The organism is Sphingorhabdus arenilitoris (assembly GCF_042651485.1).
In the GTDB taxonomy this organism is placed as follows: domain Bacteria; phylum Pseudomonadota; class Alphaproteobacteria; order Sphingomonadales; family Sphingomonadaceae; genus Sphingorhabdus_B; species Sphingorhabdus_B arenilitoris.
Genome location: NZ_JBHSDH010000013.1, coordinates 376,475 through 400,629, shown reverse-complemented (window position 1 = coordinate 400,629; position 24,155 = coordinate 376,475). Strand labels below are relative to the sequence as shown.

At 52.0% G+C, this 24,155-nt stretch carries 32 protein-coding genes and 1 other RNA gene; 14 read left to right on the top strand and 19 right to left on the bottom strand.

All coding sequences use genetic code 11. The annotated features are described in order from the left end of the window. Positions 1–51: 51 nt before the first annotated feature. The 8 genes from ACFOWX_RS06090 to ffh form a co-directional block, all read right to left on the bottom strand. Positions 52–1,077 carry an aspartate-semialdehyde dehydrogenase gene (locus tag ACFOWX_RS06090; RefSeq protein ID WP_381422291.1) on the bottom strand — a complete coding sequence of 342 codons (1,026 nt, stop codon included), beginning with the start codon at positions 1,075–1,077 and terminating at the stop codon, positions 52–54. Between the two features lie 102 nt (positions 1,078–1,179). After that, on the bottom strand, positions 1,180–1,578 hold the full coding sequence (gene rplS, locus ACFOWX_RS06085; RefSeq protein WP_381422289.1) for a 50S ribosomal protein L19: 399 nt from the start codon (positions 1,576–1,578) through the stop codon (positions 1,180–1,182). Beyond that, entirely contained in the window at positions 1,575–2,327 is a 753-nt protein-coding gene (gene trmD, locus ACFOWX_RS06080) for a tRNA (guanosine(37)-N1)-methyltransferase TrmD (RefSeq protein WP_381422287.1), read from the bottom strand. The genes rplS and trmD overlap by 4 nt, the downstream gene beginning before the upstream one ends. A 305-nt stretch (positions 2,328–2,632) precedes the next feature. Continuing rightward, positions 2,633–3,010, bottom strand: a complete 378-nt coding sequence (locus tag ACFOWX_RS06075; RefSeq protein ID WP_381422286.1) for a type II toxin-antitoxin system VapC family toxin — start codon at positions 3,008–3,010, stop codon at positions 2,633–2,635. After that, positions 3,007–3,369: an AbrB/MazE/SpoVT family DNA-binding domain-containing protein gene (locus ACFOWX_RS06070; RefSeq protein WP_381422285.1), complete on the bottom strand. Its 363-nt coding sequence runs from the start codon at positions 3,367–3,369 to the stop codon at positions 3,007–3,009. Before ACFOWX_RS06070 ends, ACFOWX_RS06075 begins: the two co-directional genes overlap by 4 nt. Before the next feature lie 30 nt (positions 3,370–3,399). Then, entirely contained in the window at positions 3,400–3,882 is a 483-nt protein-coding gene (gene rimM / locus ACFOWX_RS06065) for a ribosome maturation factor RimM (RefSeq protein ID WP_381422284.1), read from the bottom strand. A gap of 3 nt (positions 3,883–3,885) precedes the next feature. Continuing rightward, the gene (gene rpsP / locus ACFOWX_RS06060) at positions 3,886–4,365 is read right to left on the bottom strand and encodes a 30S ribosomal protein S16 (RefSeq protein ID WP_381422282.1); all 480 of its coding nucleotides are present in this window, start codon (positions 4,363–4,365) and stop codon (positions 3,886–3,888) included. 49 nt (positions 4,366–4,414) lie between these two features. Continuing rightward, positions 4,415–5,872, bottom strand: a complete 1,458-nt coding sequence (gene ffh, locus ACFOWX_RS06055; RefSeq protein WP_381422281.1) for a signal recognition particle protein — start codon at positions 5,870–5,872, stop codon at positions 4,415–4,417. Positions 5,873–6,272: 400 nt separating this feature from the next. Between ffh and ACFOWX_RS06050 the strand changes: the two genes are divergently transcribed. From ACFOWX_RS06050 to ACFOWX_RS06030, 5 genes are all read left to right on the top strand, one after another. Next, a complete protein-coding gene (locus tag ACFOWX_RS06050) occupies positions 6,273–7,835 on the top strand; it encodes a putative bifunctional diguanylate cyclase/phosphodiesterase (protein ID WP_381422279.1) in 1,563 nt (520 codons plus the stop codon). 71 nt (positions 7,836–7,906) lie between these two features. Continuing rightward, positions 7,907–8,713 (top strand): diaminopimelate epimerase, encoded by an 807-nt coding sequence (dapF, locus tag ACFOWX_RS06045; RefSeq protein WP_381422277.1) that lies wholly within the window; start codon positions 7,907–7,909, stop codon positions 8,711–8,713. Continuing rightward, on the top strand, positions 8,710–9,960 hold the full coding sequence (gene mtaB, locus ACFOWX_RS06040; protein ID WP_381422275.1) for a tRNA (N(6)-L-threonylcarbamoyladenosine(37)-C(2))-methylthiotransferase MtaB: 1,251 nt from the start codon (positions 8,710–8,712) through the stop codon (positions 9,958–9,960). The genes dapF and mtaB overlap by 4 nt, the downstream gene beginning before the upstream one ends. Continuing rightward, positions 9,957–10,889, top strand: a complete 933-nt coding sequence (ftsY, locus tag ACFOWX_RS06035) for a signal recognition particle-docking protein FtsY (RefSeq protein ID WP_381422273.1) — start codon at positions 9,957–9,959, stop codon at positions 10,887–10,889. The genes mtaB and ftsY overlap by 4 nt, the downstream gene beginning before the upstream one ends. Continuing rightward, positions 10,886–11,515: an inner membrane-spanning protein YciB gene (locus ACFOWX_RS06030; RefSeq protein WP_381422271.1), complete on the top strand. Its 630-nt coding sequence runs from the start codon at positions 10,886–10,888 to the stop codon at positions 11,513–11,515. The genes ftsY and ACFOWX_RS06030 overlap by 4 nt, the downstream gene beginning before the upstream one ends. A 58-nt stretch (positions 11,516–11,573) precedes the next feature. Here the strand turns inward: ACFOWX_RS06030 and ACFOWX_RS06025 are convergent, their stop codons facing one another. From ACFOWX_RS06025 to ACFOWX_RS06015, 3 genes are all read right to left on the bottom strand, one after another. Beyond that, positions 11,574–12,185 carry a superoxide dismutase gene (locus tag ACFOWX_RS06025; protein WP_381422270.1) on the bottom strand — a complete coding sequence of 204 codons (612 nt, stop codon included), beginning with the start codon at positions 12,183–12,185 and terminating at the stop codon, positions 11,574–11,576. Between the two features lie 94 nt (positions 12,186–12,279). After that, positions 12,280–13,332 carry a phage shock protein operon transcriptional activator gene (pspF, locus tag ACFOWX_RS06020; protein WP_381422268.1) on the bottom strand — a complete coding sequence of 351 codons (1,053 nt, stop codon included), beginning with the start codon at positions 13,330–13,332 and terminating at the stop codon, positions 12,280–12,282. Positions 13,333–13,389: 57 nt separating this feature from the next. Next, positions 13,390–13,584 (bottom strand): hypothetical protein, encoded by a 195-nt coding sequence (locus ACFOWX_RS06015; RefSeq protein ID WP_381422266.1) that lies wholly within the window; start codon positions 13,582–13,584, stop codon positions 13,390–13,392. A gap of 209 nt (positions 13,585–13,793) precedes the next feature. Between ACFOWX_RS06015 and pspA the strand changes: the two genes are divergently transcribed. Genes pspA through ACFOWX_RS05970 form a run of 9 tightly spaced genes read left to right on the top strand, consistent with a single transcriptional unit; the run spans position 13,794 to position 16,932 of the window. Continuing rightward, on the top strand, positions 13,794–14,477 hold the full coding sequence (gene pspA, locus ACFOWX_RS06010) for a phage shock protein PspA (RefSeq protein ID WP_381422265.1): 684 nt from the start codon (positions 13,794–13,796) through the stop codon (positions 14,475–14,477). A 15-nt stretch (positions 14,478–14,492) separates the two neighbouring features. Further along, positions 14,493–14,771 (top strand): envelope stress response membrane protein PspB, encoded by a 279-nt coding sequence (pspB, locus tag ACFOWX_RS06005; RefSeq protein ID WP_381422263.1) that lies wholly within the window; start codon positions 14,493–14,495, stop codon positions 14,769–14,771. A gap of 1 nt (position 14,772) precedes the next feature. After that, positions 14,773–15,153: an envelope stress response membrane protein PspC gene (gene pspC, locus ACFOWX_RS06000; protein WP_381422261.1), complete on the top strand. Its 381-nt coding sequence runs from the start codon at positions 14,773–14,775 to the stop codon at positions 15,151–15,153. A 17-nt stretch (positions 15,154–15,170) separates the two neighbouring features. Further along, the gene (locus ACFOWX_RS05995) at positions 15,171–15,332 is read left to right on the top strand and encodes a hypothetical protein (RefSeq protein WP_381422259.1); all 162 of its coding nucleotides are present in this window, start codon (positions 15,171–15,173) and stop codon (positions 15,330–15,332) included. Beyond that, complete coding sequence (locus ACFOWX_RS05990; RefSeq protein WP_381422258.1) at positions 15,329–15,619, top strand: hypothetical protein; 291 nt, start codon at positions 15,329–15,331, stop codon at positions 15,617–15,619. Before ACFOWX_RS05995 ends, ACFOWX_RS05990 begins: the two co-directional genes overlap by 4 nt. A gap of 29 nt (positions 15,620–15,648) precedes the next feature. After that, the gene (locus ACFOWX_RS05985) at positions 15,649–15,966 is read left to right on the top strand and encodes a hypothetical protein (RefSeq protein ID WP_381422256.1); all 318 of its coding nucleotides are present in this window, start codon (positions 15,649–15,651) and stop codon (positions 15,964–15,966) included. Then, the gene (locus ACFOWX_RS05980; protein WP_381422254.1) at positions 15,963–16,235 is read left to right on the top strand and encodes a hypothetical protein; all 273 of its coding nucleotides are present in this window, start codon (positions 15,963–15,965) and stop codon (positions 16,233–16,235) included. Before ACFOWX_RS05985 ends, ACFOWX_RS05980 begins: the two co-directional genes overlap by 4 nt. A 31-nt stretch (positions 16,236–16,266) precedes the next feature. Then, positions 16,267–16,503, top strand: coding sequence for a hypothetical protein (locus ACFOWX_RS05975; protein ID WP_381422252.1), 237 nt, complete (start codon positions 16,267–16,269; stop codon positions 16,501–16,503). Positions 16,504–16,527: 24 nt separating this feature from the next. Continuing rightward, positions 16,528–16,932, top strand: coding sequence for a SufE family protein (locus tag ACFOWX_RS05970; RefSeq protein ID WP_381422251.1), 405 nt, complete (start codon positions 16,528–16,530; stop codon positions 16,930–16,932). 110 nt (positions 16,933–17,042) lie between these two features. Here ACFOWX_RS05970 and ACFOWX_RS05965 read toward each other — a convergent pair whose 3' ends face one another. From ACFOWX_RS05965 to ACFOWX_RS05930, 8 genes are all read right to left on the bottom strand, one after another. Continuing rightward, positions 17,043–17,573 carry a J domain-containing protein gene (locus ACFOWX_RS05965; protein ID WP_381422249.1) on the bottom strand — a complete coding sequence of 177 codons (531 nt, stop codon included), beginning with the start codon at positions 17,571–17,573 and terminating at the stop codon, positions 17,043–17,045. Positions 17,574–17,619: 46 nt separating this feature from the next. Next, an RNA gene (rnpB, locus tag ACFOWX_RS05960) (RNase P RNA component class A) lies at positions 17,620–18,024 on the bottom strand. A gap of 6 nt (positions 18,025–18,030) precedes the next feature. Continuing rightward, positions 18,031–18,717 carry an N-acetylmuramoyl-L-alanine amidase gene (locus ACFOWX_RS05955; protein WP_381422247.1) on the bottom strand — a complete coding sequence of 229 codons (687 nt, stop codon included), beginning with the start codon at positions 18,715–18,717 and terminating at the stop codon, positions 18,031–18,033. A 68-nt stretch (positions 18,718–18,785) separates the two neighbouring features. Beyond that, on the bottom strand, positions 18,786–19,643 hold the full coding sequence (locus ACFOWX_RS05950; RefSeq protein ID WP_381422245.1) for a CheR family methyltransferase: 858 nt from the start codon (positions 19,641–19,643) through the stop codon (positions 18,786–18,788). Then, positions 19,643–20,731, bottom strand: coding sequence for a chemotaxis-specific protein-glutamate methyltransferase CheB (gene cheB / locus ACFOWX_RS05945; protein WP_381422244.1), 1,089 nt, complete (start codon positions 20,729–20,731; stop codon positions 19,643–19,645). The genes ACFOWX_RS05950 and cheB overlap by 1 nt, the downstream gene beginning before the upstream one ends. 12 nt (positions 20,732–20,743) lie before the next feature. Continuing rightward, entirely contained in the window at positions 20,744–21,106 is a 363-nt protein-coding gene (locus ACFOWX_RS05940) for a response regulator (protein WP_381422242.1), read from the bottom strand. A 109-nt stretch (positions 21,107–21,215) separates the two neighbouring features. After that, positions 21,216–21,650, bottom strand: a complete 435-nt coding sequence (locus ACFOWX_RS05935; RefSeq protein ID WP_381422240.1) for a chemotaxis protein CheW — start codon at positions 21,648–21,650, stop codon at positions 21,216–21,218. Between the two features lies 1 nt (position 21,651). Beyond that, on the bottom strand, positions 21,652–24,054 hold the full coding sequence (locus ACFOWX_RS05930) for a chemotaxis protein CheA (protein WP_381422238.1): 2,403 nt from the start codon (positions 24,052–24,054) through the stop codon (positions 21,652–21,654). Between the last annotated feature and the right edge of the window lie 101 nt (positions 24,055–24,155).

Sequence of the window (24,155 nt, the reverse complement as noted above, 5' to 3'; positions counted from 1 at the left end):
GAAGTTTAACCACATTCACCATGACCATGAAAGCCGAATTTATTTGGGTGATTACCCTTTTTGCAAGTGCCTGCGGCCCAACAGTTCAGCAATCTGTACAGCATTCAGCGCAGCGCCTTTGCGCAAATTGTCGGATACGCACCATAGGTTGATGGCATTGTCGACCGTTGCATCATCGCGCACGCGGCTAATATAGGTCGCACTATCGCCGACACATTCCACCGGCGTGACATAGCCGCCATCTTCGCGTTTATCGACCAGCATGATGCCAGGGGCTTCGCGCAAAATATCCTGTGCTTGTTTTGCCGATAACTCATTTTCAAATTCGATATTGATCGATTCCGAATGACCAACGAAAACCGGAACGCGGACACAGGTCGCGGTGACTTTCACTTTGGGATCCAGAATCTTCTTGGTTTCGACGACCATTTTCCACTCTTCCTTGGTCGATCCATCGTCGAGGAATTTATCGATATGCGGAATGACGTTGAAAGCGATTTGCTTGGTAAACTTCACCGCTTCTGCTGAATCACCAACAAAGATATTGCGGCTTTGTTCAAACAGTTCATCCATACCCTGTTTGCCTGCACCCGATACCGATTGATAAGTGGACACAACCACCCGTTTGATCGTCGCGGCATCATGTAACGGTTTAAGCGCCACGACCATTTGCGCGGTTGAACAATTGGGGTTGGCGATGATGTTCCGCTTTTTATAGTCATCGATGGCATCTGGGTTCACCTCTGGCACGATCAACGGCACATCGGGGTCCATCCGGTAAAGCGAGCTGTTATCGATCACCACGCAGCCAGCTTTTGCAGCGATGGGCGCAAATTTCTCTGTCGCTTCGCTGCCGATTGCGAATAAGGCCATATCCCATCCAGCCCAATCAAATGTTTCGATATTCTGGATTTTCAGCATCTTGCCCGTGTCGCCAAATTCAACTTGGGTGCCAGATGACCGGCTGGAGGCGAGAACCGCAATTTCCGCAATTGGGAATTCGCGCTCGGCAAGTATATTCAACATTTCGCGGCCTACATTGCCGGTGGCTCCGGCGACAACGATACGGTAACCCATTTCATATTTCCTTCGTGACGAGTTGGATTGGCAATAAAAAAGGCCGGGTTCTTGCGACCCCGGCCTGTTCTTATCTGGTTTAGAACGTGCGAGATCAGCGGCTTATTCGCCGGTCTTAATCTCTGTCTTAATGTTGGTTTTGACATCGCGGCGTTCGGCGATACGCGCCTTCTTACCGGTCAAGCCGCGCAGATAGTAAAGCTTCGCACGGCGTACAACGCCGCGGCGGACCACGGTGATGCTGTCTACATTTGGGCTATATAGCGGGAACACACGCTCCACGCCTTCACCAAATGACATTTTGCGGACGGTGAAGTTCGAACCCATGCCGCGGTTCGACCGAGCAATGCATACGCCTTCATAAAACTGGATACGGCTGCGCTCACCCTCGGTGACTTTCACGCCGACTTTAATTGTATCACCGGCCCGAAAGGCAGGGATTTCTTTTTGTGCGGCAAGACCGGCAATTGCCTCTTGCTCAAGTGTTTGGATGAGGTTCATGCCCCATTTTCCTTCTCATTTTCGCGCCGCGCACCAGAGGCAGACTTGTCCCGAGCGGCGATATACCGCTCCCAAAGGTCAGGCCTGCGTGACCGTGTGTCATCTTCTGCCCGCTGTTTCCGCCAGGCTTCGATTTTCGCATGATCCCCCGATCGCAGCACTTCAGGGATCAAACGCCCTTCCCAATCATTGGGCCGGGTATAATGTGGATATTCGAGCAAACCTTGTTCGAAAGACTCGTCATCTCCACTAGAAGACGCGCCCATTACGCCGGGAAGCAGCCGAATGCAAGCGTCAAGTAGCATCATCGCGGCAATTTCCCCGCCCGACAGGATGATATCGCCGACGCTGACCTGCTCGATTTGCGGCCGCGCCTCAAAGAGCCTTTCATCAAAGCCCTCAAACCGCCCGCAGATTAACGTTATACCAGGGCCGCCAGCAACTTCACGGATGCGGCGCTGCGTAATTGGTGTGCCCCGCGGCGTAAGCGCAAAAATGGGCGCAGAAGGCTGCTGCTGTATCGCATGATCCACCGCCTTTGTTATTATGTCCGCGCGCAAAACCATCCCAGCCCCGCCGCCAGCAGGGGTGTCATCAACGCTGCGATGCTTATCCTCCGTAAAATCGCGCGGGTTGATGGCGGTGCAGGCCCATTTATCCTGCCCCAGCGCCTTTCCCGCCAGCGACACGCCCAGCGGGCCGGGAAACATCTCAGGGTAGAGTGTGAGGATTTGGGCTTGGAAGGTCATTTGGCGGCACGCCAACAAAACAATGTAGCAATGACACCCAATGTCAGCCAATTGATCGATAACAGGAAGCCATTCCCACTAGCAGATGCAAACAGATCGTAGTCAACCTCTCCTGCAACTCCTATTCCGATTAGCTCATGATAGATAGCAAGGGGAGCGACAAAAAATGACGGTATTTTGCCCCACGTGATCGCAGCCAGTTTTTTCCCCCTCAACCTAGATACCATCCTTATAGCAAATCCAATGACGCCGGAAATTATCAAGCTGTAAATGATAGTGTTAAGCATATGCAGCACCCAAAAAAATCACATCGTCCAATTCTCAACGCGTAAGTCCCCCACATCGGCAAAGTCAGCCTCATTATTCGTCACCACCGTCGCCCCGATGCTGAGCGCATGGGCGGCAAGCAGCCGGTCAAACCGCGCGCGTTTGAAGGGCAGTTTTGCATATTCCCGCGCGGCGGCCTCGTCGAAGGGAACTAGCGGAATGGCAGCAATGAAAGCGTCCAGCACTTGTGGTGCCGGAGGCTTCCCAACATACGTTCCATAAGCGATTTCGGCATAGCTGATGACTGAGATTGCCATTTCACCAACTTCGCAATCGGCCATGCGTGCTTTCAGCTTTTCTTGGCCAACATCCATCGAATAGACAGCGATATTGGCATCAATAAGATATCGGATCACGCCTTTTTCGCTGCCTCTTCAGCCGCCTTGCGCGCAGCAATGGTGCTTGGCCGTTCTTCAAAATCTTCACGCGGCGCAAGCCGGATTCCGGGCGCCTTGCCCGCAAAACCGCTAATGTCGATCTTGCGTTTTGGTGCGCCCACCGGTGTGAATGTATATTTTCCGTTTTCGGCAGTTAATATTACTTCCGAACCTTCCTTCAGGCCAAGCGCTTTGGGTAAGCGAAGCGCCACCGAATTACCCGATTTGAAAATCTTCGCACGGTAGATTTTCGGCTCCGATCCGGCAGGCATTGCGCGCGACATACCATCCAAATTGAATGTCGCCCGATCCTCCTTCAAATGGTTGTCATTTGCCATAACACACTCCGTATATACCAAATGTATATACTAATTCACATATGCTGCGTCAACAACAATTTCCTCGCCCCATTCGGGCACCGCGTCCTTGGTCATCGGAACCATGAATTTCTTGCCATCGGGTTTTTCAATTTCGATAACATCACTTGCGCCAAAATTTTCGACTGCGACGCAAATGCCAATGGGGTCCCCTGCCGAGGAAACACAGGGTAGACCAATTAGATCGCTATAATAATATTCATCTTCGGCTACTGCGGGCAACGCTTCACGCGGGACAGTCAATGCCGTCCCTCGCGCCGCTTCTGCGCCGTTGCGATCGGTTATCTCGTTAAATCGAGCTAATGCGCCGCCTTTGTGTGGCCGGATCGATTTTAGCGTCAAGGCACCCGCGTTAAAGCTTTTATGGCGCTTCAAGCCGTCGAGGCTCTCGGTAAATAGTTTAAGGCGGACCTCCCCCGTCACACCATGCGCACCAGCAATGGCGGCAAGCGTGACAGGAGCGTCCTTTGCCAAGGATTAACCCTCAGCCTTTTCTTCGCCAGCAGCTTCTTCAGCGGCAGGCGCTTCTTCTGCGACCACTTCTTCTGCAGGAGCATTCGCTGCTTCTTCAGCAGCTGCCTTTGCGGCTTCTTCGGCTTCTTTCGCCGCTTCTGCTGCTTCAGCGGCCTTTGCGGCTTTTTCTTCTAACCGTTCTTTGGCATTGGTGCCCAACTCACCCTTTTTCGGGTTATTGCGCGCCGCACGCTCCCGCACACCAGCAGCGTCAAGGAAACGAGCTACGCGGTCAGAAGGCTGTGCGCCGACCGCCAACCAATGCTTTGCACGGTCGGTATCCAGCTTCACCCGGTCTGGGCTGTCTTTGGCGAGACGAGGGTCATAATTACCAATTTTTTCGATATACTTGCCGTCACGTGGCGCGCGTTCATCCGCAACAACGATCCGGTAATAAGGGCGCTTTTTGGAACCGCCCCGCGACAAACGCATTACTACTGCCATAAATTTAACTCACCTTTCTGAAATACTACAATTAACTGATTGAACTGAATTACTTTTTATTAAGGAGCCGGGCCAGATCAGGGGGCAAACCTCCGCCTGCGCCGGGCATTCCGCCTAACCCACCTTTTGGAAGCCCCGCCATTCCTTCCATCGCGCCCTCCAAATCACCGCCGCCTTTACCGAACATCGCAGCAAGACCTTTCAAGCCGCCCATTTTCTTGATCCGCTTCATCGCGCGGCTCATTTCCTGATGCATCTTGATCAGCTTATTCACATCCTGCACCGTGGTGCCCGATCCCTTGGCAATGCGGATTTTGCGTTTGGCGTTCAGCAATTCCGGCTTTGAACGCTCCTTTGGCGTCATAGAACCGATGATTGCATCCATACGGACCAGCACCTTGTCATCCATTTGCCCGGCCATGGCGGCTTTTGCCTTTTTCATGCCCGGCATCATTCCGGCCAACGCGCCAAGACCGCCCATTTGGGTCATTTGACGCAGCTGAGTGCGCAGGTCGTTCATATCGAACTGACCCTTGGCCATTTTCGCGGCCAGCGCCTCTGCTTCGTCTTTCTGCACCATTTCAGATGCGCGTTCGACAAGGCCTACAACATCGCCCATGCCCAAAATACGGCCTGCGACCCGTTCAGGGTGGAATGGCTCAATCTGGTCCAGCTTTTCGCCGACGCCTGCAAATTTGATCGGCTTTCCAGTAACGGCGCGCATCGACAGTGCCGCACCGCCGCGCGCATCGCCGTCCATACGGGTCAGCACGATGCCGGTTAGATCGACCTGCTCCCCGAAGTTTTTGGCGACGTTAACGGCGTCCTGACCGGTTAAGCTGTCGACAACCAGCAACACCTCATGCGGGGTCGAAACTTTCGCGACCGCCCGCATTTCGTCCATCAGCTGCTGATCGACGTGCAAACGGCCCGCCGTATCCAACATGACCACATCGAAACTTTGCAGCTTGGCCGCCTGCAACGCGCGTTTGGCGATCTCGACTGGCTGCTGCCCTTCAATGATCGGCAAGGTCGTAACTTCAACCTGCTTACCCAAGGTCGCAAGCTGCTCCTGCGCCGCCGGACGATTTACGTCCAGCGAGGCCATTAAGACCTTCTTATTCTGCTTACCTTTTAATAGCTTGGCAATTTTGGCGGTGGTTGTTGTCTTACCCGAACCTTGCAAACCCACCATCATAATGACAGCAGGCGGCGCGACAGCGATATTCAGCTCACTCGCCTCTGAACCCAGCATTTCAGTCAGCTGATCGTTGACAATTTTAACGACCTGTTGACCGGGCGTAACCGATTTGAGCACCGATTGACCAACCGATTTTTCGGTGACCTTCTCGACAAAATCGCGGACAACAGGAAGCGCAACGTCAGCTTCAAGCAATGCAACGCGCACTTCACGCATAGCTTCGCGAACATCTTGTTCATTGAGCGCGCCGCGCCCGCGAAGGCGATCAAACACCCCTCCCAACCGGTCGCTTAGCTTCTCGAACATAGCACTTCCTTAATCAAATACCGCCAATATTGGCTATAAACGAACAAAACGCCGGTGAGCGAAACCTCGCCAACCAGCGTGAAACAGAATAAATCCTATCACAAATTTAAAAGGCAATTCTGCCTGATTGGTCGCCGGATAAACAAGCTAATCGATAAAATCAACACTTATCCTACCTTTTGGCCAATTGCCTGCTCGAAAGCGCATCCCGGCATTAAACGGTATCCTGCTACGATTAATCAAATTTTGACCTTTATTGGGCAAAGATGGGTCGAATAGAAACGGGGTAAATACATTGGACCATCCAATTTCAGAGTCAGCAGCGCCTAAAAAAGGCGCTTTAGCGGCACCAGGAAATGTCAGATCTCTATTCTACAACGGCGTATGGCTCGCGGCCCTGGTGCTGTTTGTATATATAGGCGGTACAGTCGGCACGGAAATGGTTCGCCAATTCATTGGCTCTTCCAAGGGCGCCGACCAAGCGATGGTTACAGCGCTGATCCTTAACATCGCGCTGATTCTGCTCATATGGCGCCGGACAACGGCGCTGAGCGATGAAGTGGATGTTTATCGTCAGGCAGAGGTTCGGGCGCAGCATCTGGCGATGACCGACCCGCTGACAAATTTGTTTAACCGGCGCGCAGTGAAAGAAAAAACGACCGAGCTTAGCGCCCGGGCATCACGCCGCGGCAAATCTATCGCTTTCATGATGGTCGATCTCGACGGGTTCAAAAAAATCAATGATCTTTATGGCCATGATAGCGGGGATTTATTACTGCGCGAAGTGGCCGACCGGATGCGCGATGTCGTGCCACCAAGCAGCATTATCGCACGACTTGGCGGGGATGAATTTGGAATTTGCCTGGTGTTTGAACCGGAATATCCAGAAACCGTCGACCGAGTTGCCGAAGATCTGATCGAAGCGCTGGCACGGCCTGTAACCATTGCAGATGCAGACCAGCAAGTGACAGCATCGGTCGGCATTGCCCGTCCGGAATTTGACTGTGATTCGATTGATATGCTGATCCGCCGCGCAGATATTGCATTATATGCCGCAAAGAAAAATGGACGAAACGGTTTTAGCTGGTTCGAAAATGGTATGGAAATTGAGCTGCGGACTCGCAATTCGCTAGAGGCCGATATTCGCGCTGCCATACCCAATGATGAATTTGTGCCGTATTTTGAACAGCAGGTTGACCTCGCGACCGGCGAATTGGTCGGGTTTGAAATGCTGGCCCGCTGGGTATCGCCGGTTCGCGGCCTCATTCCGCCTGATGATTTCATCCCTGTGGCCGAAGAAACCGGTATGATTGGCGATTTGTCGATGAGCATCATCCGCAAGGCGCTGCTCGAAGCCAAAAACTGGGATCAACGGTTAACCATCTCGGTCAATATCTCACCGGTGCAGCTGAAGGATCCCTGGCTTGCCCAAAAAATCGTCAAGCTACTGGTGGAAACAGGCTTTCCTGCAAACCGGTTGGAGGTCGAAATTACCGAAAGCTCGTTATTCAAGAATTTGAATTTGGCACAATCGATTGTCGGAAGCCTTAAAAATCAGGGTATACAGATAGCTTTGGATGATTTTGGCACAGGTTACAGTTCGCTTGCACATCTGCGTGCCCTGCCCTTTGACCGGATCAAAATTGACCGCAGCTTTGTGTCCTCCATGGACGATAATGCAGAGAGCGCCGCGATTGTCAGCGCGATTGCAGGCCTTGGTGCAAGCCTAGCCGTGCCGATCACCGCAGAGGGCATCGAAGATGAAAGCGTCATCGCCAAGCTGAACGAGCTGGGCTGTTCCAAAGGTCAGGGCTGGCATTTTGGCCAACCCATGTCGATTGAGCAGGTTCGGAAATTGTTGATAGAAAAAGATATGCTGCAATCACGCAAGCAAAGCTATAAAAAGAGCAGTGTTTCGGATGATATGATTTCGGGCGGTGACAAGGCGCGGGCCGTCAGCTGAGCGCCTCATCGCTCCAGCTATGCTGTCCTTATCACTAGACTTGCGGGCTCCACGTCCCTAAACCGCCGCGCATGACCGCAGGCGAATTTCATAAGATGCACGGGCTTGGCAATGATTTCGTGATCATTGATTGCCGCGCTGTCGCTGTACCCATGACAGACAGGCGTGCACGCGCCATTGCCGACCGAAAAACCGGCATTGGCTGTGATCAGATGATCTTGCTCGAAAAATCCGATAATGCCGATGTCCGGATGCGCATCTATAATGCGGATGGCAGCGAGGTTGAATCCTGCGGCAACGCCACCCGCTGCGTCGTGGCTTTAATCGGCCATGATTGCACGATAGAAACAGCAGGCGGCCTTATTTCCGGTATATTGGAAGGCAATGCGGTATCCGTTAATATGGGCCTGCCCCGCTTTGAATGGCAGGATATACCCCTCGCCTTCGCCATGGACACTGCAGCTATGCCCGTCGCATGGGAGGATTTGGAAAGCCCCATGGCGGTCAATGTCGGCAATCCCCATGCGATATTTTTTGTCCCTGATGCCGATTTGGTGGATATAGCAAAGCTGGGGCCGGTGATCGAAGCCGACAGCGTTTTCCCCCAAAAGGTCAATGTGAACATAGCCTCGATTGAGGAAGGTTATATTAAGCTGCATGTGTGGGAACGCGGTGCCGGCTTAACGCGTGCATGCGGGACAGGCGCTTGTGCAACTGCGGTCGCCGCAATTCGTAAAGGGCTGGCCCGTTCTCCCGTCGATGTCCGATTGCCCGGCGGGACTATCAATATCACATGGAATGACGGCGAGCCGATTGTTATGAAAGGCCCGGCGGCCCATGTCTTTACCGGGCAAGCCAATTGGGATGATTTTGGATGAGCGACGCCGAAGTTATCACTATGGGCTGCCGCCTGAATTTGGCAGAAAGCAGCGCCTTGCAGCAGCAGCTGGGCGACAATGCCGGTGATTTGATCATTGTGAATAGCTGCGCAGTCACCAATGAAGCGGTTCGGCAAACTCGGCAAGCGATCCGCCGCGCGAAAAAACGGCGTCCCACCGCACGAATTATCGTCACTGGCTGCGCCGCTCAAGTCGACCCAGAAAGCTTCGCCGCCATGCCGGAGGTCAGCACGGTTTTGGGTAATGCCGAAAAACAGCGGCCAGACTTGTTCCTCGAAAAATCCCGCAACGCCGATATTCTGGTATCCGATATCATGACGATCGAGGAAACCGCGCCGCATCTGGTAACTGCATTTTCGGGTAAGACACGCGCATTCGTAGAAATCCAAAATGGCTGCGATCATCGCTGCACCTTTTGCATCATTCCCTATGGCCGCGGCAATAGCCGCTCGGTCCCCGCTGGATCCGTGATCGAGCATGTCAAAAAACTGGTTGGGCAGGGTTTTCAAGAAGTTGTTCTGACCGGGGTTGATGTCACAAGCTATGGCCATGATTTGCCAGGCAAGCCCAATTTAGGTCAGTTGGTGGAACGGATTATACGTCATGTGCCCGATTTGCCGCGCCTGCGCCTTTCATCCATTGATGGTGTGGAGATTGATGAGCGCTTGTTCGACCTGTTGACCAGTGAGAAGCGGATTATGCCGCATGTGCACCTATCGCTGCAATCCGGCGATGACCTGATTCTCAAACGCATGAAACGCCGCCATAACCGAGCATTGGCTGTCGATCTGGTCGCCCGGATGCAAGCGATGCGTCCTGAAATCGCGATTGGTGCAGATATTATCGCAGGCTTTCCAACCGAGGATGAGGCGATGTTTGAAAATAGCCTGAAATTAATTGATGACTGCCACATTGTGCATGGCCATATTTTCCCATACTCTCCAAAAACCGGCACTCCTGCCGCCAAAATGCCGCAAGTTGATGGCGCAGAGATTAAGCGGCGTGCGGCCTTGCTGCGCGGGAAAGTGGATTCAAAAAATAGCGAATGGTTAAACGGGCTAATCGGAAGCATACAGAATATTGCGGTCGAAACTGGCGGTATGGGCGGTCACGCCGAAAATTTCGCCTATGCCCAGCTGGATCAACAGGCGGATGAAGGTGCCATTATTGCCACCCATATCAAAGGCGTCGAAAATGGAAAATTGCAGGCTGAGATTATCGCATGAATGAAGAAAAAAAGGGTTGGCGGGACAAGCTGTTTGGCGGCTTGAGAAAAACATCCGGGAAATTGACCGAGAATTTGACCGGGCTAGTGACGAAAGCAAAATTGGATTCGGCGGACTTGGATGAGATTGAGGAAGCACTGATAGTCTCCGACCTTGGCCCTGCAACCGCTTCGCAAATTCGGGAAAAACTGGCAAGTGAACGTTTTGAAAAAGGGCTTGATGAAGAAGGCGTTCGCTTAATTGTCGAGGACGAGATAGCCAATATTTTATCACCTGTTGCCAAACCTATTGAGATCGACGCTTTTCCTCGGCCGCAAGTCATTTTGGTGATCGGCGTGAACGGATCGGGTAAAACGACCACCATCGCAAAATTGGCTCATTTATTTTTGGAGCAGGATTACGGCGTCATGCTGGCCGCCGGCGATACATTTCGGGCAGCAGCTATTGGACAGTTACAGGTTTGGGCAGAAAGGCTTGGTATCAAAACGGTGAGCGGCCCCGAAGGCGGCGATGCGGCGGGCGTGGTATTTGACGCGGTCAAGCAAGCAACAGCCGAGGGCATTGACGTGTTGATCGTTGATACAGCTGGACGATTGCAAAATAAACGTGAGCTGATGGATGAACTGGCCAAGATCCGCCGCGTATTGGGCCGGTTAAACCCCGAAGCACCGCATGATGTGGTTTTGGTGTTAGACGCAACCACTGGCCAAAATGCGCTGTCGCAAATCGAAGTGTTTAAGGAGGTGGCCGATGTCACCGGAATTGTGATGACCAAATTGGACGGCAGCGCACGCGGCGGGATATTGGTCGCGGCGGCAAAACAATTTGGTCTGCCTATTCATGCAATCGGCGTAGGGGAAACGATCGATGACCTGCGCCCGTTTGACCCACGTGATTTGGCCCGCGCCATAACCGGAGGCGCCGCATGATTGAGAATGAAACTGACAAAGATGCACCACCGAAATGGCTGTCTCCGCTGCTGGATTACGGGCCTTTATTGTTGTTCTTCGTTACCAACTGGTGGTTTGGATCGAAAGAGGATCCGGCGCGCGGTCCGTTAATCAGTACGGCTGTGTTTATGGTGGCGATCATCGCCGCGCTTATCGTTTCGAAATGGAAATTGGGCAAAGTGTCACCGATGATGTGGGTTTCGGCGGTGCTCGTTACCGGCTTTGGTGCGCTCACTTTATGGTTTCGCGATCCGCAATTTATTCAGATAAAACCTACGCTCATCTATCTCCTGTTCGCGGCGATATTATTTGGCGGGCTGCTGCGCGGAAAGGCATTGCTGCAAAATCTGCTGGCATATGCGTTTGACGGCGTGGACGATAAAGGCTGGATCAAATTGTCACGCAATTGGGCCATATTCTTTTTGGCCATGGCAGGTTTGAATGAAATAATCCGGCAGGACCGTTGGTTCAGCTTTGACACATGGCTGTTGCTCAAAGTGTGGGGCGTAACGGCTTTATTTTTCCTATTCAATATGACCCAGATTCCCATGCTGATGCGGCATGGTTTGAAGCTGGGTGAGGATGATAGCGAGGATCAGACGTAAAAAAAGGCCCTGCCTCCGCAATGGAGGCAAGGCCTTCTTTCAGCATCGATTGCCAAGCTTACCCGGCTTGATCTGCCCGGCTCGCGCCCTGACCATCGAGATTTTGCGCCACAAAGTCCCAATCGATCGCATTATTCAGAACGGCATCGGCATAATTGGGCCGGGCGTTACGATAATCGACATAATAGGCGTGTTCCCACACATCGAGGATTAACAGCGGCACCGCGTCATGGGCTACTGGACAATCGGCGTCATGATAGGACGTCACCTCTAATTTGCCATCGGTCAGGTTGAGCGCAGCCCATCCGCTACCAAAATGGCCAACCGCCGCAGCCTTCAGCGCTTCGACAAGCGCGTCCACCGAACCAAACTGAGCATCAATCATTTCCGCCAATTTGCCAGAAGGCGCTTTTTTCTCGGGGCTTAGGCACAGCCAATAGAAGCTGTGATTCCAAATCTGACCCACCTGATTAAACAGGCCGCCTGACGAGCTTTTGATCAACTCTACCAGCGATTTGCCCTGCAAGCTGTCGTCGGCGGCAACCAGTTCGTTGGCTTTCACTACGTAAGCATTATGGTGCTTGCCATGATGATAATCAAAAGTTTCTGCGGACAAAATGTCGCCAAATGCATCCTTGGCATAGGGAAGTTCGGGAAGAGAGAAAGCCATGTTATACTCCGTTATTTAGGGTCTATAGATATGTGTTTACGATCACCGCGTTAGCACCGCTAGCCCGATTACCGCAAGGCAGGTAAAAGCCTGTTTATCCAAGCAGGTCATGTTTCTTCAATGTATGACGCAGTTGGTCATAGGACAAGTTGAGAGCTTTTGCTGTTTGCCTCTGATTATAACGATGCTTGGCCAATGCTTGTTCCAAAACCGCCTTTTCAAAGGCTTCGGTGGCCAAACGAAAATCATCCACGTCAAGGTTAGTGGGGGCCGTAAAGTCGCTAAGATCGGTTGAGCCGGTTGCGGCTTCCGACTGCGCCTGATCAGGAAGCGCGCCGCCATTTTGCACGTATCCTTTTGACGCTAAGGGTTTCCACGGACTGTCAAACGGGTCAAATTGAATATAATCAATGGGCTGGTCATCATTTCCCCAGCGATATACGGCGCGTTCCACTACATTTCGCAATTCACGGACATTGCCAGGCCATAAATGTTTTTCCATTGCATTTTGGGCGACCTCACCAAAGCCAGGCCATTTGTCCCATGCTAGCTCAGCGGCCATGCGCCGTCCGAAATGGTCCGCCAGCACTAACACATCGCCATCACGCACCCGAAGCGGCGGCAGAGTGATGACTTCAAAAGACAGCCGGTCAAGCAAGTCTGCACGGAAACGGTTGTCGTCGACCATTTGCGGCAGATTTTCGTTGGTAGCAGCAACGATCCGAACATCGACCCGCACGGGCCGCGAAGAACCAATGCGCGTGACTTCGCCATATTCCACGGCACGCAGCAAGCGTTCCTGCGCACCTGAACTTAATGTGCCAAGCTCATCGAGAAATAACGTGCCGCCATCGGCTTCCTCAAACCGTCCTTCGCGCGCTTTCGTTGCGCCGGTAAAGGCGCCCGCCTCGTGCCCGAATAGCTCGGCCTCGATCAAAGTTTCAGGGAGCGCCGCACAATTCATGGTGACGAGCGGTCCGTCCCAACGCTGGCTAAGCCGGTGCAGACGCTCAGCAATCAATTCCTTACCGGTCCCGCGCTCCCCTATGACTAGTACAGGCCGGTTCAGCGCGGCGGCCGCAGACGCCCTTTCCACCGCATCCAGAAACGCAGATGATTGCCCAATAAACTGATTATCCCGGTCCATCTATAAACATTGGCACATTTCACTATATTTTGGCAAGATGTGCCATGTGGTTTTTTGTCAAAAAATGATTTTTTGCCAGTTTTGCGTCACTGCTTCGAAATTGGCACGCTTCCTGCTGTTGTTATTGCAAGCCCGTAAGGGAAGTGACCCAGAAGAAGGACGATAACAGATGAGCATATTTTCAGCACCCAGAAAAGCTTCGGCGCGCAATAGCGCTGCATTGATGCTTTCACTAGCGGCATTGATTGGCATCTGCTTCGCCCCTGCAATGGCACAACAGAAAGATCAGTCACATGACAATAACCACAGTAACAGACCAATCGCCGTCAGCTATCTTGCCTGACCAAATTGGTCCCAGATCGAAGCGGCAAGGCGCTCCCCAGCCCCCTACTCTCCCCCCCGCCGCTTCGATCACCCCTTTTTATAACGTCGCGAAAAGCACCAATAACCGGAGTTTCTATATGGGAATATTTTCAAGAACCCGCGATATCTTCGCCGCCAATTTTTCGGATTTGCTAGATAATAGCGAAGACCCGGCAAAAATGATCCGTATGATCATTATGGAGATGGAAGAGACTCTCGTAGAAGTGCGCGCTTCTGCTGCACGCACCATTGCCGATAAGAAGGAATTGAGCCGGCATATTGTAAAGCTGGACGCTCTGCAGGAGGATTGGACCGAAAAAGCGCAATTGGCGCTGTCGAAAGACCGAGAAGATTTGGCGAAGGCCGCGTTGGTTGAAAAACGTAAGGCCACCGACATGGCCGATCAACTGCGCGCGGAAGTGCAAGTGTTGGATGACGCGTTAAAAGCCTCAGAGCAGGATATCCACAAGCTGCAGAAAAAGCTGGTCGATGCGCGAAGCCGTCAAAATGCCTTGATGACCCGGCTTGAAACCGCCGAAAATCAGGTCAAGATGCGCACCATGTTCAACGGTGACAAAGTCAAAGAAGCGTTGTCCCGTTTCGACATATTGGAACGCCGCGTCGATGCGACCGAGGGCCGCGCAGAAGCGATGAATATCGGCAGCGAGGGGCCGCTGACCCTTGGCGACGAAATTGCTGCATTAGCCGACACCGATGAGGTTGATGAGGAATTGGAGGCGATGAAAAAGGCGCTGAAACAAGCACAGAAAAAGGGAGCCTAAATAATGGATTCAGATATGATCATAGTCCCAATCGTTATGGGGACATTGTTCATCGGCCTGCCGTGGCTGATCCTGCATCATGTGACAAAATGGAAAACCGCCGCAACGCTGAGCAATGATGATGAGCGTATGCTGAGCGAAATGCATGATCTGGCGCGCCGCTTGGAAGAGAGGCTGGATACCGTTGAACGTCTTGTTGCCGCCGACAATGCCGACTGGGAACCCCGCCGGATCGATCATGAAGGTGAAAATTACACCGCAGAAAATATCAGCCGCTTGGAAAGGAACCGCTAAAATGTCGAGCAGACACACAAGATTTTATCTCGATAAGATGAATGCCAAGTGGAAAGGCGTATGTGCGGGCATTGCTGACTATACCGGAGTTGATGTGCTCTGGGTCCGGTTGGGCGCCATCATGCTGACACTAATGGGCGGCTTTCCGTGGACATTCATCGCCTATTTCTTGGCCGCATGGATGGCCGATAAAAAACCCATCGATATGTATAGCGACGAACAGGATAAAAAATTCTGGCAGGGTGTACGCCAATCACCAGCACGGACAACACGCGGCATCAAGTCCCGATTTCGCGCTATCGACAATCGGCTTGCCGACCTTGAGATGTATTATGTGAGTTCGAACAAGCAACTGGCCGACGAGATCGACAGCCTGCGATAATTCCAAAGGAACAACATATGTGGACCCTTATAATCTTTGCCGTGATTGCTTGGTTTGTTTTCAGCCACTTCAAAAAGAAGAAATATGAAGCAGAGGCCAAAAAATGGAACGTGGATCATCGCCGCGAACCGGGCGTCAAAAAAGTACAAAGCCGCATTAAATGGAAGGATTTGCCATGAATTGGGGAGGCCCAGGATTTGTCATTGCGATCATCGCAATCTGCACCGCTGGATGGATTATCAATAACTGGATCAGAGCCAAGCATGGCTATGCACTGGAAGATGAATGGGGCGGTAAGACCGAGAAAAAAGACGCAAATGCAGCGCGCCAAATCGAATTGCTCGCCAGCGAAAATGAAGGGATGAGCAACAAAATTGGAAGGTTGGAGGAGCGCATTGCCGTTTTGGAACGGATCGTAACCGATAAATCGGGACGCTTGTCGCAAGAAATCGAAAACTTGCGCTGATAGGCGCGTCACTGGAGGAATACGACCCAATGGAAATCAACCCTCTTCTTATCCCGATACTGGGTATTAGCTGCGGCTTATTGGCCATATTTGCTGGTGCGATTGTCAAGCCATGGATCGCCATGAAACAGCGGCAGATGGAGCTGGACGCGCAAAACGTAGTCGAAAAAGCTGCGCAATATGCGTCGAACAGCGCTCGGCTCGAGGAGCGCGTGGCGGTACTAGAACGCATTATCACCGACCAAGGCTATAGCTTGGCGCAAGAAATTGAACAGTTACGCGGTGAGCCACAAGGTAGCGGCACACCCCTTCCCGAATTTAACAAGCAAAAGGAAATGACCCAATGAACCCCTTTGAAATGGTGATCGGCATCGTTTTAATTGTAACGATAGGCAGCATATTGCGGGCTCGGTATCAGGCCAAGCATGGCATCATTGAAGACGAAGATTATATGGGGAACAAAACCCAGCGTCTGGCCTATGACGCCGACAAAGACCGGATGGCACAGGAAATCAGCGATCTGAAAGAACGAGTCAAGGTTTTGGAGCGGATTGCGACCGACAATAGCAGCGCAAATGATATTAACCGCCAAATCGAAGAATTACGCAGCCGGTAACGGCAAAGATATAGCGAAAGGAATGAAATCCATGGCACAGGATCCAAATTTCTATTTTGTTATTGGCAGCTTCTCGCTCGCCGCCATCATTGTGGTTTCTTATGTGTCCTTGCGGGGGTGGCGCGAATGGATTGCGCTGAAACATGCTGAGCTGGACCATAAGCAGCCCGATGCAGCCATCCCGTCGGCGACATCCCGGATTGAAGTGGCAGATTTGAAGGAAAGAGTGAAAAAGCTCGAAGCCATTGCAGCAGGGATTGATCTTTAAGCAGTGACAGCTATTGCGAGCAGCATGAATGCTCTGGCTGATATTTACGAAGAATATGAATTTCTCGATGCAGATGACCGTTATCGGTTGCTGATTGATTTGGGCAAAAAATTGCCGCCCATGCCCGATGCTTTAAAAACCGATGCGACCTTGGTGCGCGGCTGTTCGGCATCGGTTTGGGTGTATCCGACACAAACGGAGGCCGGAAGACTAGAATTTTTGGCCGATAGCAACGCGGCTATTACCAAAGGCATCATCGCTCTCGTCCTACAAACTGTTCAAGGCAAGGGCGCAGCTGAGATATTGGCAACTGACATTGATGCCGCCCTGGGGCCCTTTGATTTGAAAAGCCAGCTTTCGTCCAACCGAACGCAAGGCATACCCAATATGATCGCGTTGATCCAGGAAACAGCACAGCGGCTATCCTGACCCTATGGTCAAACCTATCAATACTGAACTTGTTACAGGATGCATATGAGTCAGAGGTCAGAGCGATAATGATCCAGACGCAGGTTCTGGATAACGCGATTGTGCCAAGCCTAACCTTTCCATATCCGCAATTCTTCGGCCACGCGCAGCACCTCATAAGCCGCCTGCCCTGCCTGAAACTCCTTTGCGGCTTCTTCGTCACCGGGCTTCACATCCGGATGGGTTTCCTTGGCAATTTTCCGCCAAGCCTTTTTCGCATCTTCAAATGTCGAATCTGGCTCTAGCCCTAATATTTCGAGCGCGCGCATTTCATCCCCGCTGCGGCTTCCATCGCCCGAACCGGCCCAGCCATAATGTGCCGCCTCTTTATACCCCGAAAAATCGCTGCGTTCCTGTTTTTCCCGGGCAGCGGCTTCTTCCTTGCTCAATCCCTCAAAATAATCCCAGCCTCGGTTATATTCGCCAGCGTGTTTTTCGCAGAACATCCAGCGTTCGGGGTTGTTGGGGGATTTAGGCGCAGGGCAATTACCGGCTTCATTGCAACCATGACGGTCACACAGCCGAACCTGTTGCGCGTCACGGGCGCTGCCATAGCCTCGCTCGCGGGGGAAACCCCAATTGTTACCGGATGATCTAGCCATAATGCCCCATAAACAGGACCGTGAAATAATTCAAAGCCCAAAAAATTTTGCCAGAGGGTCTATAAGCCGGGTTCTGTCCTCCATTCTGCAAAAGCAGAAACGGATGTGCGACCATTCCTCTATCCGGCGCATTGCTGCGACGGTTTAGCAACCAACCCGGACGACTAGGCAGGAGGATGCCCATCCCGTGAAGGATACGCCGTCCCTATTCGGTTTTGCTCCCGGTGGGGTTTACCTTGCCAGTCATGTTGCCATGCCTGCGGTGCGCTCTTACCGCACCGTTTCGCCCTGGCCGCGCCGAAACGCGGTGGTATGATTTCTGTGGCACTATCCCTGATGCTTTCCCAAAAGAAACCATCGCCGGGCGTTACCCGGCACCGTTCCTCGCTGGAGCCCGGACTTTCCTCCCCCATGCGGTTACCCCCATGGCAGCGGCCGCCCGACCCTCTGGCACAGCCTATATAGGCTGACCGCCTTCATATTCCAACAAAAGCTTCCATAAAATTGCGCGGCATTCGCCGTCGATCATCCCGCCAATGTCTTCGGGCCGAAAACGGCGCTGAAATGCAACAACGGCGGCGCGGCCATCGGTGATGTCATAACCATAACGGCTAAGTGCCAGTAAAAATGACGCGTCACTCCAACCCGGATCGATCAAACTCTTCTTCGGGCGCGGTACTGCTATGCCTAATTTTGCAAGCAGCTCCCAATCAAATAGCTCACCGGGATCTTCCTTACGTGCCGGTGCAATGTCACTATGCCCCACCACATTGCGCGGCTCGATCGAATAAGTTTGCAGGATTTCAGAGGACAGCCTTGCAACCGCCTCCATCTGCTCCGAGGGAAAAGGGCGATAGCCCCATTCATGTCCGGGGTTTACAATTTCAATACCGATGCTGGCGCTGTTGACGTCGGTAATGCCGCGCCAATTCGATTTGCCCGCATGATGGGCCCGCTGCTCTTCCCGCACCATGTGGATGACTTGCCCATCCTCATCGACGACATAATGGGCCGACACGCCGGATGCGGGGTTGGCCAACCAATCAATGGCAGCAGGGCCGCTCTGCATCCCGGTATAGTGTAAAACCAAAATGCTGACCGGTAAGGTGCGTTCGCCAAAATTCGGAGAGGGTGTCCATATCATCACCCTGTTTTAGGCAAAGCTGTCCCGCTTGCCAATCCGCTTTCATCAATATGGTTTGGGTTCAGCGCTTAAGCTGTTGCGCGCCGAGTGAACATGGCATCTGCAGTTGGCCGGTCACTTTTTTCATAAAAACCACGAAACTCGCTACTGGACCGGAATTTTTCGGTCTGGCCAATGACTGTTTCTGCTGCGCCCAACATCAATATCCCGTCCGGCGCAAGCGAACCATTCAGCAGCTCCAGCGCCGCTTTCCGTTTGTCATCGCACAGATACATGAGCATATTACGGCACAGGATGATGTCAAACTGCCCCATATGGTGGCCGGGTTTCAGCATATTATGCTCACCAAAATTGATCATTTTGCTTAAAGAGGGATTTGCGACCCACTCTTCGCCATCCTGGGTGAAATATTTAAGCATCATCGTCACCGGCAATCCGCGCTGTATTTCAAATTGCGAATAGCGCCCTGCCCGCGCTTGATCGAGCGCAGCTCCCGATACATCGGTTGCCATAATCTGTATATTCCAATCGCGCCACTTGTCCCGGTTTTCCGACAGGCTCATCGCGATTGAATAAGCCTCCTGACCAGTTGAGCATGCGGACGACCATATGCGAATACGTTTACTTTGGCTGCGATGTTCGCGCATCGAATCAAAAATGGGTCCGGTGAGCAAAGCAAAGTTGGCTTGATCTCTAAAAAAGCAGGTTTCGTTGTTGATCATCGCCTCCACACATTGTTTTGCCAATTTACTGCTCGTGTCGCCGTCTAAAATAGCTGCTAAAGTATTCACATCTGGAATGGAATTCTCTCGCATGATGGGCTTTAACGCCATTTCAACGCGCCAGTGCCGGTTAGCGACAAGCACCTGTCCGGTGCGCTCCTCCAGCAAATCGGAGAGCTTTTTATACGCAATTTCCGTTTGCATTAATTTGCCCTCCCGGCGGTTTTCGATATCAACTTTCCAATATCCGCCGCAGGCATAACCGCAGAGGCCAGCCCGAGGCGCGAAATATTACCGGGCATTCCCCAAACCACCGATGTTGCGGCATCTTGAACCAATATCTTACTACCAGCCTTGGACAGGCATTCGGCACCTATGCTGCCATCGCTACCCATACCGCTGAGGACGACGCCAATGGCCCGATCACCGTAAATTTTTGCGAGTGAAGCAAACATGATATCGACCGATGGGCAATAACGTGTTGTTTCTTGGTCCTCAAAATATTCCATCACAACATCGCGTCCCGACTGGCGGCAAACCAGATGCGATTGCCCTGGCGCGATGTAAATATGGTTCGGTAGGACTTTCATACCAGGCTCTGCCACACAGACGCTCCTGTCGGTCTGGCTTCCCAATTGTTTGGCAAAAAAAGACATGAATGTATGAGGCAGATGCTGGGTAATGAAAATCGGGCAGTCAATTTCGGGACGCAGATTTCCAATCACATCGTAAATTGCTGGAATGCCGCCGGTTGATGCGCCGATCGCAATACATTCGGGCGATGAGAGTGTCACTTTATGAACCGGCGGAACATCCGGGATTTCTGCAACCTCAAACTCTTTGGGTCGTTCCGAATTGCCAAGGTAGATGACTTTTTCAAGCAGCGTTTGCGAAAAACGTCCGGTAAATCCTGACCGGCCAGGCTTGCCTAATGTATCGCACGCCCCCAATGACAAGGCCTGAATTGCGCCAGGACCATTTTCCTCAGCGAAAGAGGACACAACCAATATCCGCGCACCATTGGATTTCTGAAGCAGGTCAGGCAGCGCATCCAATCCAGAACGGCGGGGCATTTCAATGTCGAGCAGGATGATATCGACCTGATGCCTGGACAAAAGGTCAAGCGCGACCTCAGGATTTTCGGCTTGGCAAGCAACTTTAATCTGCGCACAGCCCGACAATATGCGGCCGAATATAGAGCGCGCGACTACGCTATCGTCGACTAGCATCACCCTGATCGGGTTGCTGGACGGCGATTTGCTGTCATTTAAATCGGGTTTATACGCGAGCATCGTAAGTCGGCCTTAGATGCAGCCAACAATTTGTAATTTTGCCTCTAATGTCTCGCGATCAAACGGCTTCATAACATATTCATCGGCACCCGCCGCAATCGCAGCTTGAATATGCCCAATGCCGTTTTCGGTGGTGCAAAAAATGACTTTTGCCGATGATGCGGCAGCCGCTCGATAAGCTTTTAGAAAATCCATACCGCTCATGATCGGCATATTCCAATCGAGCAAAATCACATCCGGCGTATTGTCATTGCAATGGTCCAAAGCTTCCTGACCGTCCGCAGCCTCAGAAACATTAAATTCCATTGTTTCCAAAATATGCCGAGCGACCTTTCGGATCACCTTGCTGTCATCAACTATCAAGCAGTTTTTCATTATGCACCCACCTTGTCAAAATGTCCTGATATCGGGATATATTGCCGACGTTAGCGAATGGTTAATTTTGCCCAAATTGACATTTTTGTTTGCTGATCTTGTGCCGTTCTTAAGCGGCCATCGCTTTACCACCGGCAACCAATTGGGATGGATCGATAATCATCGCAATTTCCCCATTGACCTGCACCAAAGCTGTGGCAAGTCCCGTCCATTTCGGCGGCGGGGAGACATTTTTCTCAATCTGCGTGGTGTCAATGGTCACCACATCTTCGACAGATTCGACAAGCAAACCGAAATGATGCCCGGCTATCTCAGCGATAATCGCTAGTGATTTTTTCTCAACCGGCTTCGATGCGCCGGTCACAACATATTGGCTGTCAATCAACGTGAGAACGCGGCTACGCAAAGCAAATAATCCTGCAACGGCCGGATCGCTTTTTGGCACGGGTACGATGTCATTCACATGTACAACCGATTCCACCAAGTCGCTTTCAATTGCAACGCGCGCACCGTCGATGCGAGCGATCAAATATAAGCACTGCATATTAGCGGCCTCCTGCCAATTTATGTTCGATCGCAGAAATCAATCCAACGCGGTCATAACGGTAAATGCTGGGATGAGCGGTGGGAGCCGCAAAGCTGCTGTCCCGGAGCCGCAGCATACGGCCATCTATATCGGCCGGCGTATCGCTATCTTCTTTGCCCAAAACAACTTCGGCTTTGTCTCGGTCTGCCGCATCATAGCTGACGCGATATCCCGAAGCGATCAGTAACGGTTCCAATATCCGCCGTTCCCATAGATCATCTTCGCGGGCCTCGACATAACATAATGGCCGTTTTCCGTTTCCAAATCGGTTGCTTTGACTATCTTCAAAAAATTGGAACGGGTTGATCAGCTCAATCATCTCGCCATCGACTTGGATAATCCCCTCATGTAAATCGGGCAATGCGCTCGTTACAATGTCGCCGTGAATCGAAAAAATATCGAGTACCTCAGACACTGCGAGATATTTGCTGTCAGAACCATCAGACAAGCGCAACATTTGCACATCACCTTGCTCAGGCACCTTTTCCAGTCCGAATATTTCAATCAACGCACCATCCGACGCCGCTCGTAATTTTCCGCCGGAAAAGCTGATTTTTTCGACAGGGAAATCTTCCATCCGGTCAATCACTGACAGGCGTATCGCCGACTTTCTGCCATCAATGCCAATGAACAACAGCGCGGCCAACCGGTCTTTATTGTTGTCCTGCTCGTTGACCATCTGTTCGTCGGCATAGGCTTTGTCTTGCAAATCAATGCCAATTGCAGCCGCTAGGCCGCTTGAATCCAGTAACAACATCGGACGTCCATTGTCTGGCAAAGATGCCCCAGCATAAAGCCCCGTTGCCATAACCAGCGGCGCACCGGGTTTCACAACCAGCTCCTCATTGTCTATGACAGCGGCAACATCGAGCGCAAAGGTCGCCCCAATGGCGGGCCGGATCACGATCAGAGTTCGGCTGCTCTCTTTTTCATTTTTAACTGCCTCTAGCCCCAATATTTCCTCTGCTTTGGCATAGGGCATTCTGGTGCCTCGAATGCGCGCGATGCTGGTTCCGCCAACATTTTCAATTTCCACATTTTTGTTGGATAAAGATAATATTTCGACAACCGAACTGCGCGAAATGCCGAAAATCTGATCGCCAACCTTCACCGACAAGCCCGCAATGATGGACAGGGTCAGCGGAAGGCGGAGAGTCATTTTCAATCCATGCCCTTCGAAATTTTCGAGATCGATGGTGCCGCCTATTGCCTGCAAATTGGTTTTAACAACATCCATCCCTACGCCGCGCCCGGAAATAGAGCTGACTGTTTCAGCCGTCGACAGGCCCGGCATAAATATCGTTGCAAGCTGGGCCTTTTCCGACATTTTCTGCCACTGGGCCGCTGTAATCAATTTTGCTGAAATCGCTTTTGTTGCCAATTTTTCAAGATCAATCCCGCGGCCATCATCGGCAATTTCGATCATGATCTGATTGCCCGATTGGCGCGCTGTTATCTTGATGAGGCCATTGGGGCTTTTACCCAAACGCTTGCGTTCTTCGGCTGTTTCAATCCCATGATCAGCCGCATTGCGCAGGATATGCGTCAACGGATCGCGCAATGCCTCCACCATTTCACGGTCAACCTCGACCTCGCTGCCTTCAATCTGCAAATCAATGTCTTTGCCCAGCTCCTGCGAAATATCGCGCAGCAGCCGAGGTAAGGACGAAAACAACCGGTCGATATGCTGCATCCGCATCAATCCCACCGCATCACGCATTTCAGCCACCGACGACGATAACCGACCAAAGCTGTGATCCAGTTCGGAATTTATATGCGATTTGCGCAGCTGACGCGAAACCTCGTTCCGGGCCAGAACCATATCCGACACGCCATTCATCAATTTGTCTAGCAATTGTAGGGATACACGGACCGACCGGGATTTGGGGTTACCAACCATCCCGTCGGCAATTTCAAGGTCAATATCCGCCATTTGCTTAACAGCTTCCGATGGGTCGATCACAGTGCCAACCCTATCGCCATCACTGCCCTTCGGGATGAAGGCCAGCATTGCATCGATCAATTCTTCATCATTGTCGTGAACCGAACGGCCACTTTCCAATGCATCCGTTAAATCTGAGATTCGGTCGATAACTGCCAGAACGGCGGTAACGAGATCAGTAGTCGGCGACAAATTGCCGTCGCGCGCACTGCTCAACAAGTCCTCTGCGGCATGGCTGAGCCGGAGCAGCCGAGGCAGATCGAGGAAGCCGCAACTGCCCTTAACCGTGTGTACGAAGCGAAATACGCTGTCGACCAATCCCCGGTCATCAGGCTCTTTTTCCCACTGAACCAGCTGCCCCGACAGCAACTCCAGCGTTTCGCGTGTTTCAGCGATAAATTCTTCTAACAAGTCGTCCATAAATCTGGCCCCAATTGGTTCGGGATCAGCTTTGGACAAATATGGTTAAAAAGCTGTTTACAGCCTTGCCTGTGCATCAATAGAAATTTTCTCGCCGGCGA

Excerpts from the sequence above, each read along its gene's own strand:
- rplS (WP_381422289.1), bottom strand. The coding sequence starts at position 1,578 with ATGAACCTCATCCAAACACTTGAGCAAGAGGCAATTGCCGGTCTTGCC.
- cheB (WP_381422244.1), bottom strand. The coding sequence starts at position 20,731 with ATGCTCGCGTATAAACCCGATTTAAATGACAGCAAATCGCCGTCCAGC.
- ftsY (WP_381422273.1), top strand. The coding sequence starts at position 9,957 with ATGAATGAAGAAAAAAAGGGTTGGCGGGACAAGCTGTTTGGCGGCTTG.
- dapF (WP_381422277.1), top strand. The coding sequence starts at position 7,907 with ATGACCGCAGGCGAATTTCATAAGATGCACGGGCTTGGCAATGATTTC.
- ACFOWX_RS05930 (WP_381422238.1), bottom strand. The coding sequence starts at position 24,054 with ATGGACGACTTGTTAGAAGAATTTATCGCTGAAACACGCGAAACGCTG.
- pspB (WP_381422263.1), top strand. The coding sequence starts at position 14,493 with ATGATCATAGTCCCAATCGTTATGGGGACATTGTTCATCGGCCTGCCG.
- ACFOWX_RS05940 (WP_381422242.1), bottom strand. The coding sequence starts at position 21,106 with ATGAAAAACTGCTTGATAGTTGATGACAGCAAGGTGATCCGAAAGGTC.
- ACFOWX_RS06090 (WP_381422291.1), bottom strand. The coding sequence starts at position 1,077 with ATGGGTTACCGTATCGTTGTCGCCGGAGCCACCGGCAATGTAGGCCGC.
- pspC (WP_381422261.1), top strand. The coding sequence starts at position 14,773 with ATGTCGAGCAGACACACAAGATTTTATCTCGATAAGATGAATGCCAAG.
- ACFOWX_RS06025 (WP_381422270.1), bottom strand. The coding sequence starts at position 12,185 with ATGGCTTTCTCTCTTCCCGAACTTCCCTATGCCAAGGATGCATTTGGC.
- rpsP (WP_381422282.1), bottom strand. The coding sequence starts at position 4,365 with ATGGCAGTAGTAATGCGTTTGTCGCGGGGCGGTTCCAAAAAGCGCCCT.
- ACFOWX_RS05965 (WP_381422249.1), bottom strand. The coding sequence starts at position 17,573 with ATGGCTAGATCATCCGGTAACAATTGGGGTTTCCCCCGCGAGCGAGGC.
- pspF (WP_381422268.1), bottom strand. The coding sequence starts at position 13,332 with ATGGACCGGGATAATCAGTTTATTGGGCAATCATCTGCGTTTCTGGAT.
- ACFOWX_RS06015 (WP_381422266.1), bottom strand. The coding sequence starts at position 13,584 with ATGCCAATCAATGCCGCTAGTGAAAGCATCAATGCAGCGCTATTGCGC.
- ACFOWX_RS05995 (WP_381422259.1), top strand. The coding sequence starts at position 15,171 with ATGTGGACCCTTATAATCTTTGCCGTGATTGCTTGGTTTGTTTTCAGC.
- ffh (WP_381422281.1), bottom strand. The coding sequence starts at position 5,872 with ATGTTCGAGAAGCTAAGCGACCGGTTGGGAGGGGTGTTTGATCGCCTT.
- ACFOWX_RS05985 (WP_381422256.1), top strand. The coding sequence starts at position 15,649 with ATGGAAATCAACCCTCTTCTTATCCCGATACTGGGTATTAGCTGCGGC.
- ACFOWX_RS06070 (WP_381422285.1), bottom strand. The coding sequence starts at position 3,369 with ATGGCAAATGACAACCATTTGAAGGAGGATCGGGCGACATTCAATTTG.
- ACFOWX_RS05955 (WP_381422247.1), bottom strand. The coding sequence starts at position 18,717 with ATGATATGGACACCCTCTCCGAATTTTGGCGAACGCACCTTACCGGTC.
- ACFOWX_RS05990 (WP_381422258.1), top strand. The coding sequence starts at position 15,329 with ATGAATTGGGGAGGCCCAGGATTTGTCATTGCGATCATCGCAATCTGC.
- trmD (WP_381422287.1), bottom strand. The coding sequence starts at position 2,327 with ATGACCTTCCAAGCCCAAATCCTCACACTCTACCCTGAGATGTTTCCC.
- mtaB (WP_381422275.1), top strand. The coding sequence starts at position 8,710 with ATGAGCGACGCCGAAGTTATCACTATGGGCTGCCGCCTGAATTTGGCA.
- ACFOWX_RS05975 (WP_381422252.1), top strand. The coding sequence starts at position 16,267 with ATGGCACAGGATCCAAATTTCTATTTTGTTATTGGCAGCTTCTCGCTC.
- ACFOWX_RS05935 (WP_381422240.1), bottom strand. The coding sequence starts at position 21,650 with ATGCAGTGCTTATATTTGATCGCTCGCATCGACGGTGCGCGCGTTGCA.
- ACFOWX_RS06030 (WP_381422271.1), top strand. The coding sequence starts at position 10,886 with ATGATTGAGAATGAAACTGACAAAGATGCACCACCGAAATGGCTGTCT.
- ACFOWX_RS05980 (WP_381422254.1), top strand. The coding sequence starts at position 15,963 with ATGAACCCCTTTGAAATGGTGATCGGCATCGTTTTAATTGTAACGATA.
- pspA (WP_381422265.1), top strand. The coding sequence starts at position 13,794 with ATGGGAATATTTTCAAGAACCCGCGATATCTTCGCCGCCAATTTTTCG.
- ACFOWX_RS05970 (WP_381422251.1), top strand. The coding sequence starts at position 16,528 with ATGAATGCTCTGGCTGATATTTACGAAGAATATGAATTTCTCGATGCA.
- ACFOWX_RS05950 (WP_381422245.1), bottom strand. The coding sequence starts at position 19,643 with ATGCAAACGGAAATTGCGTATAAAAAGCTCTCCGATTTGCTGGAGGAG.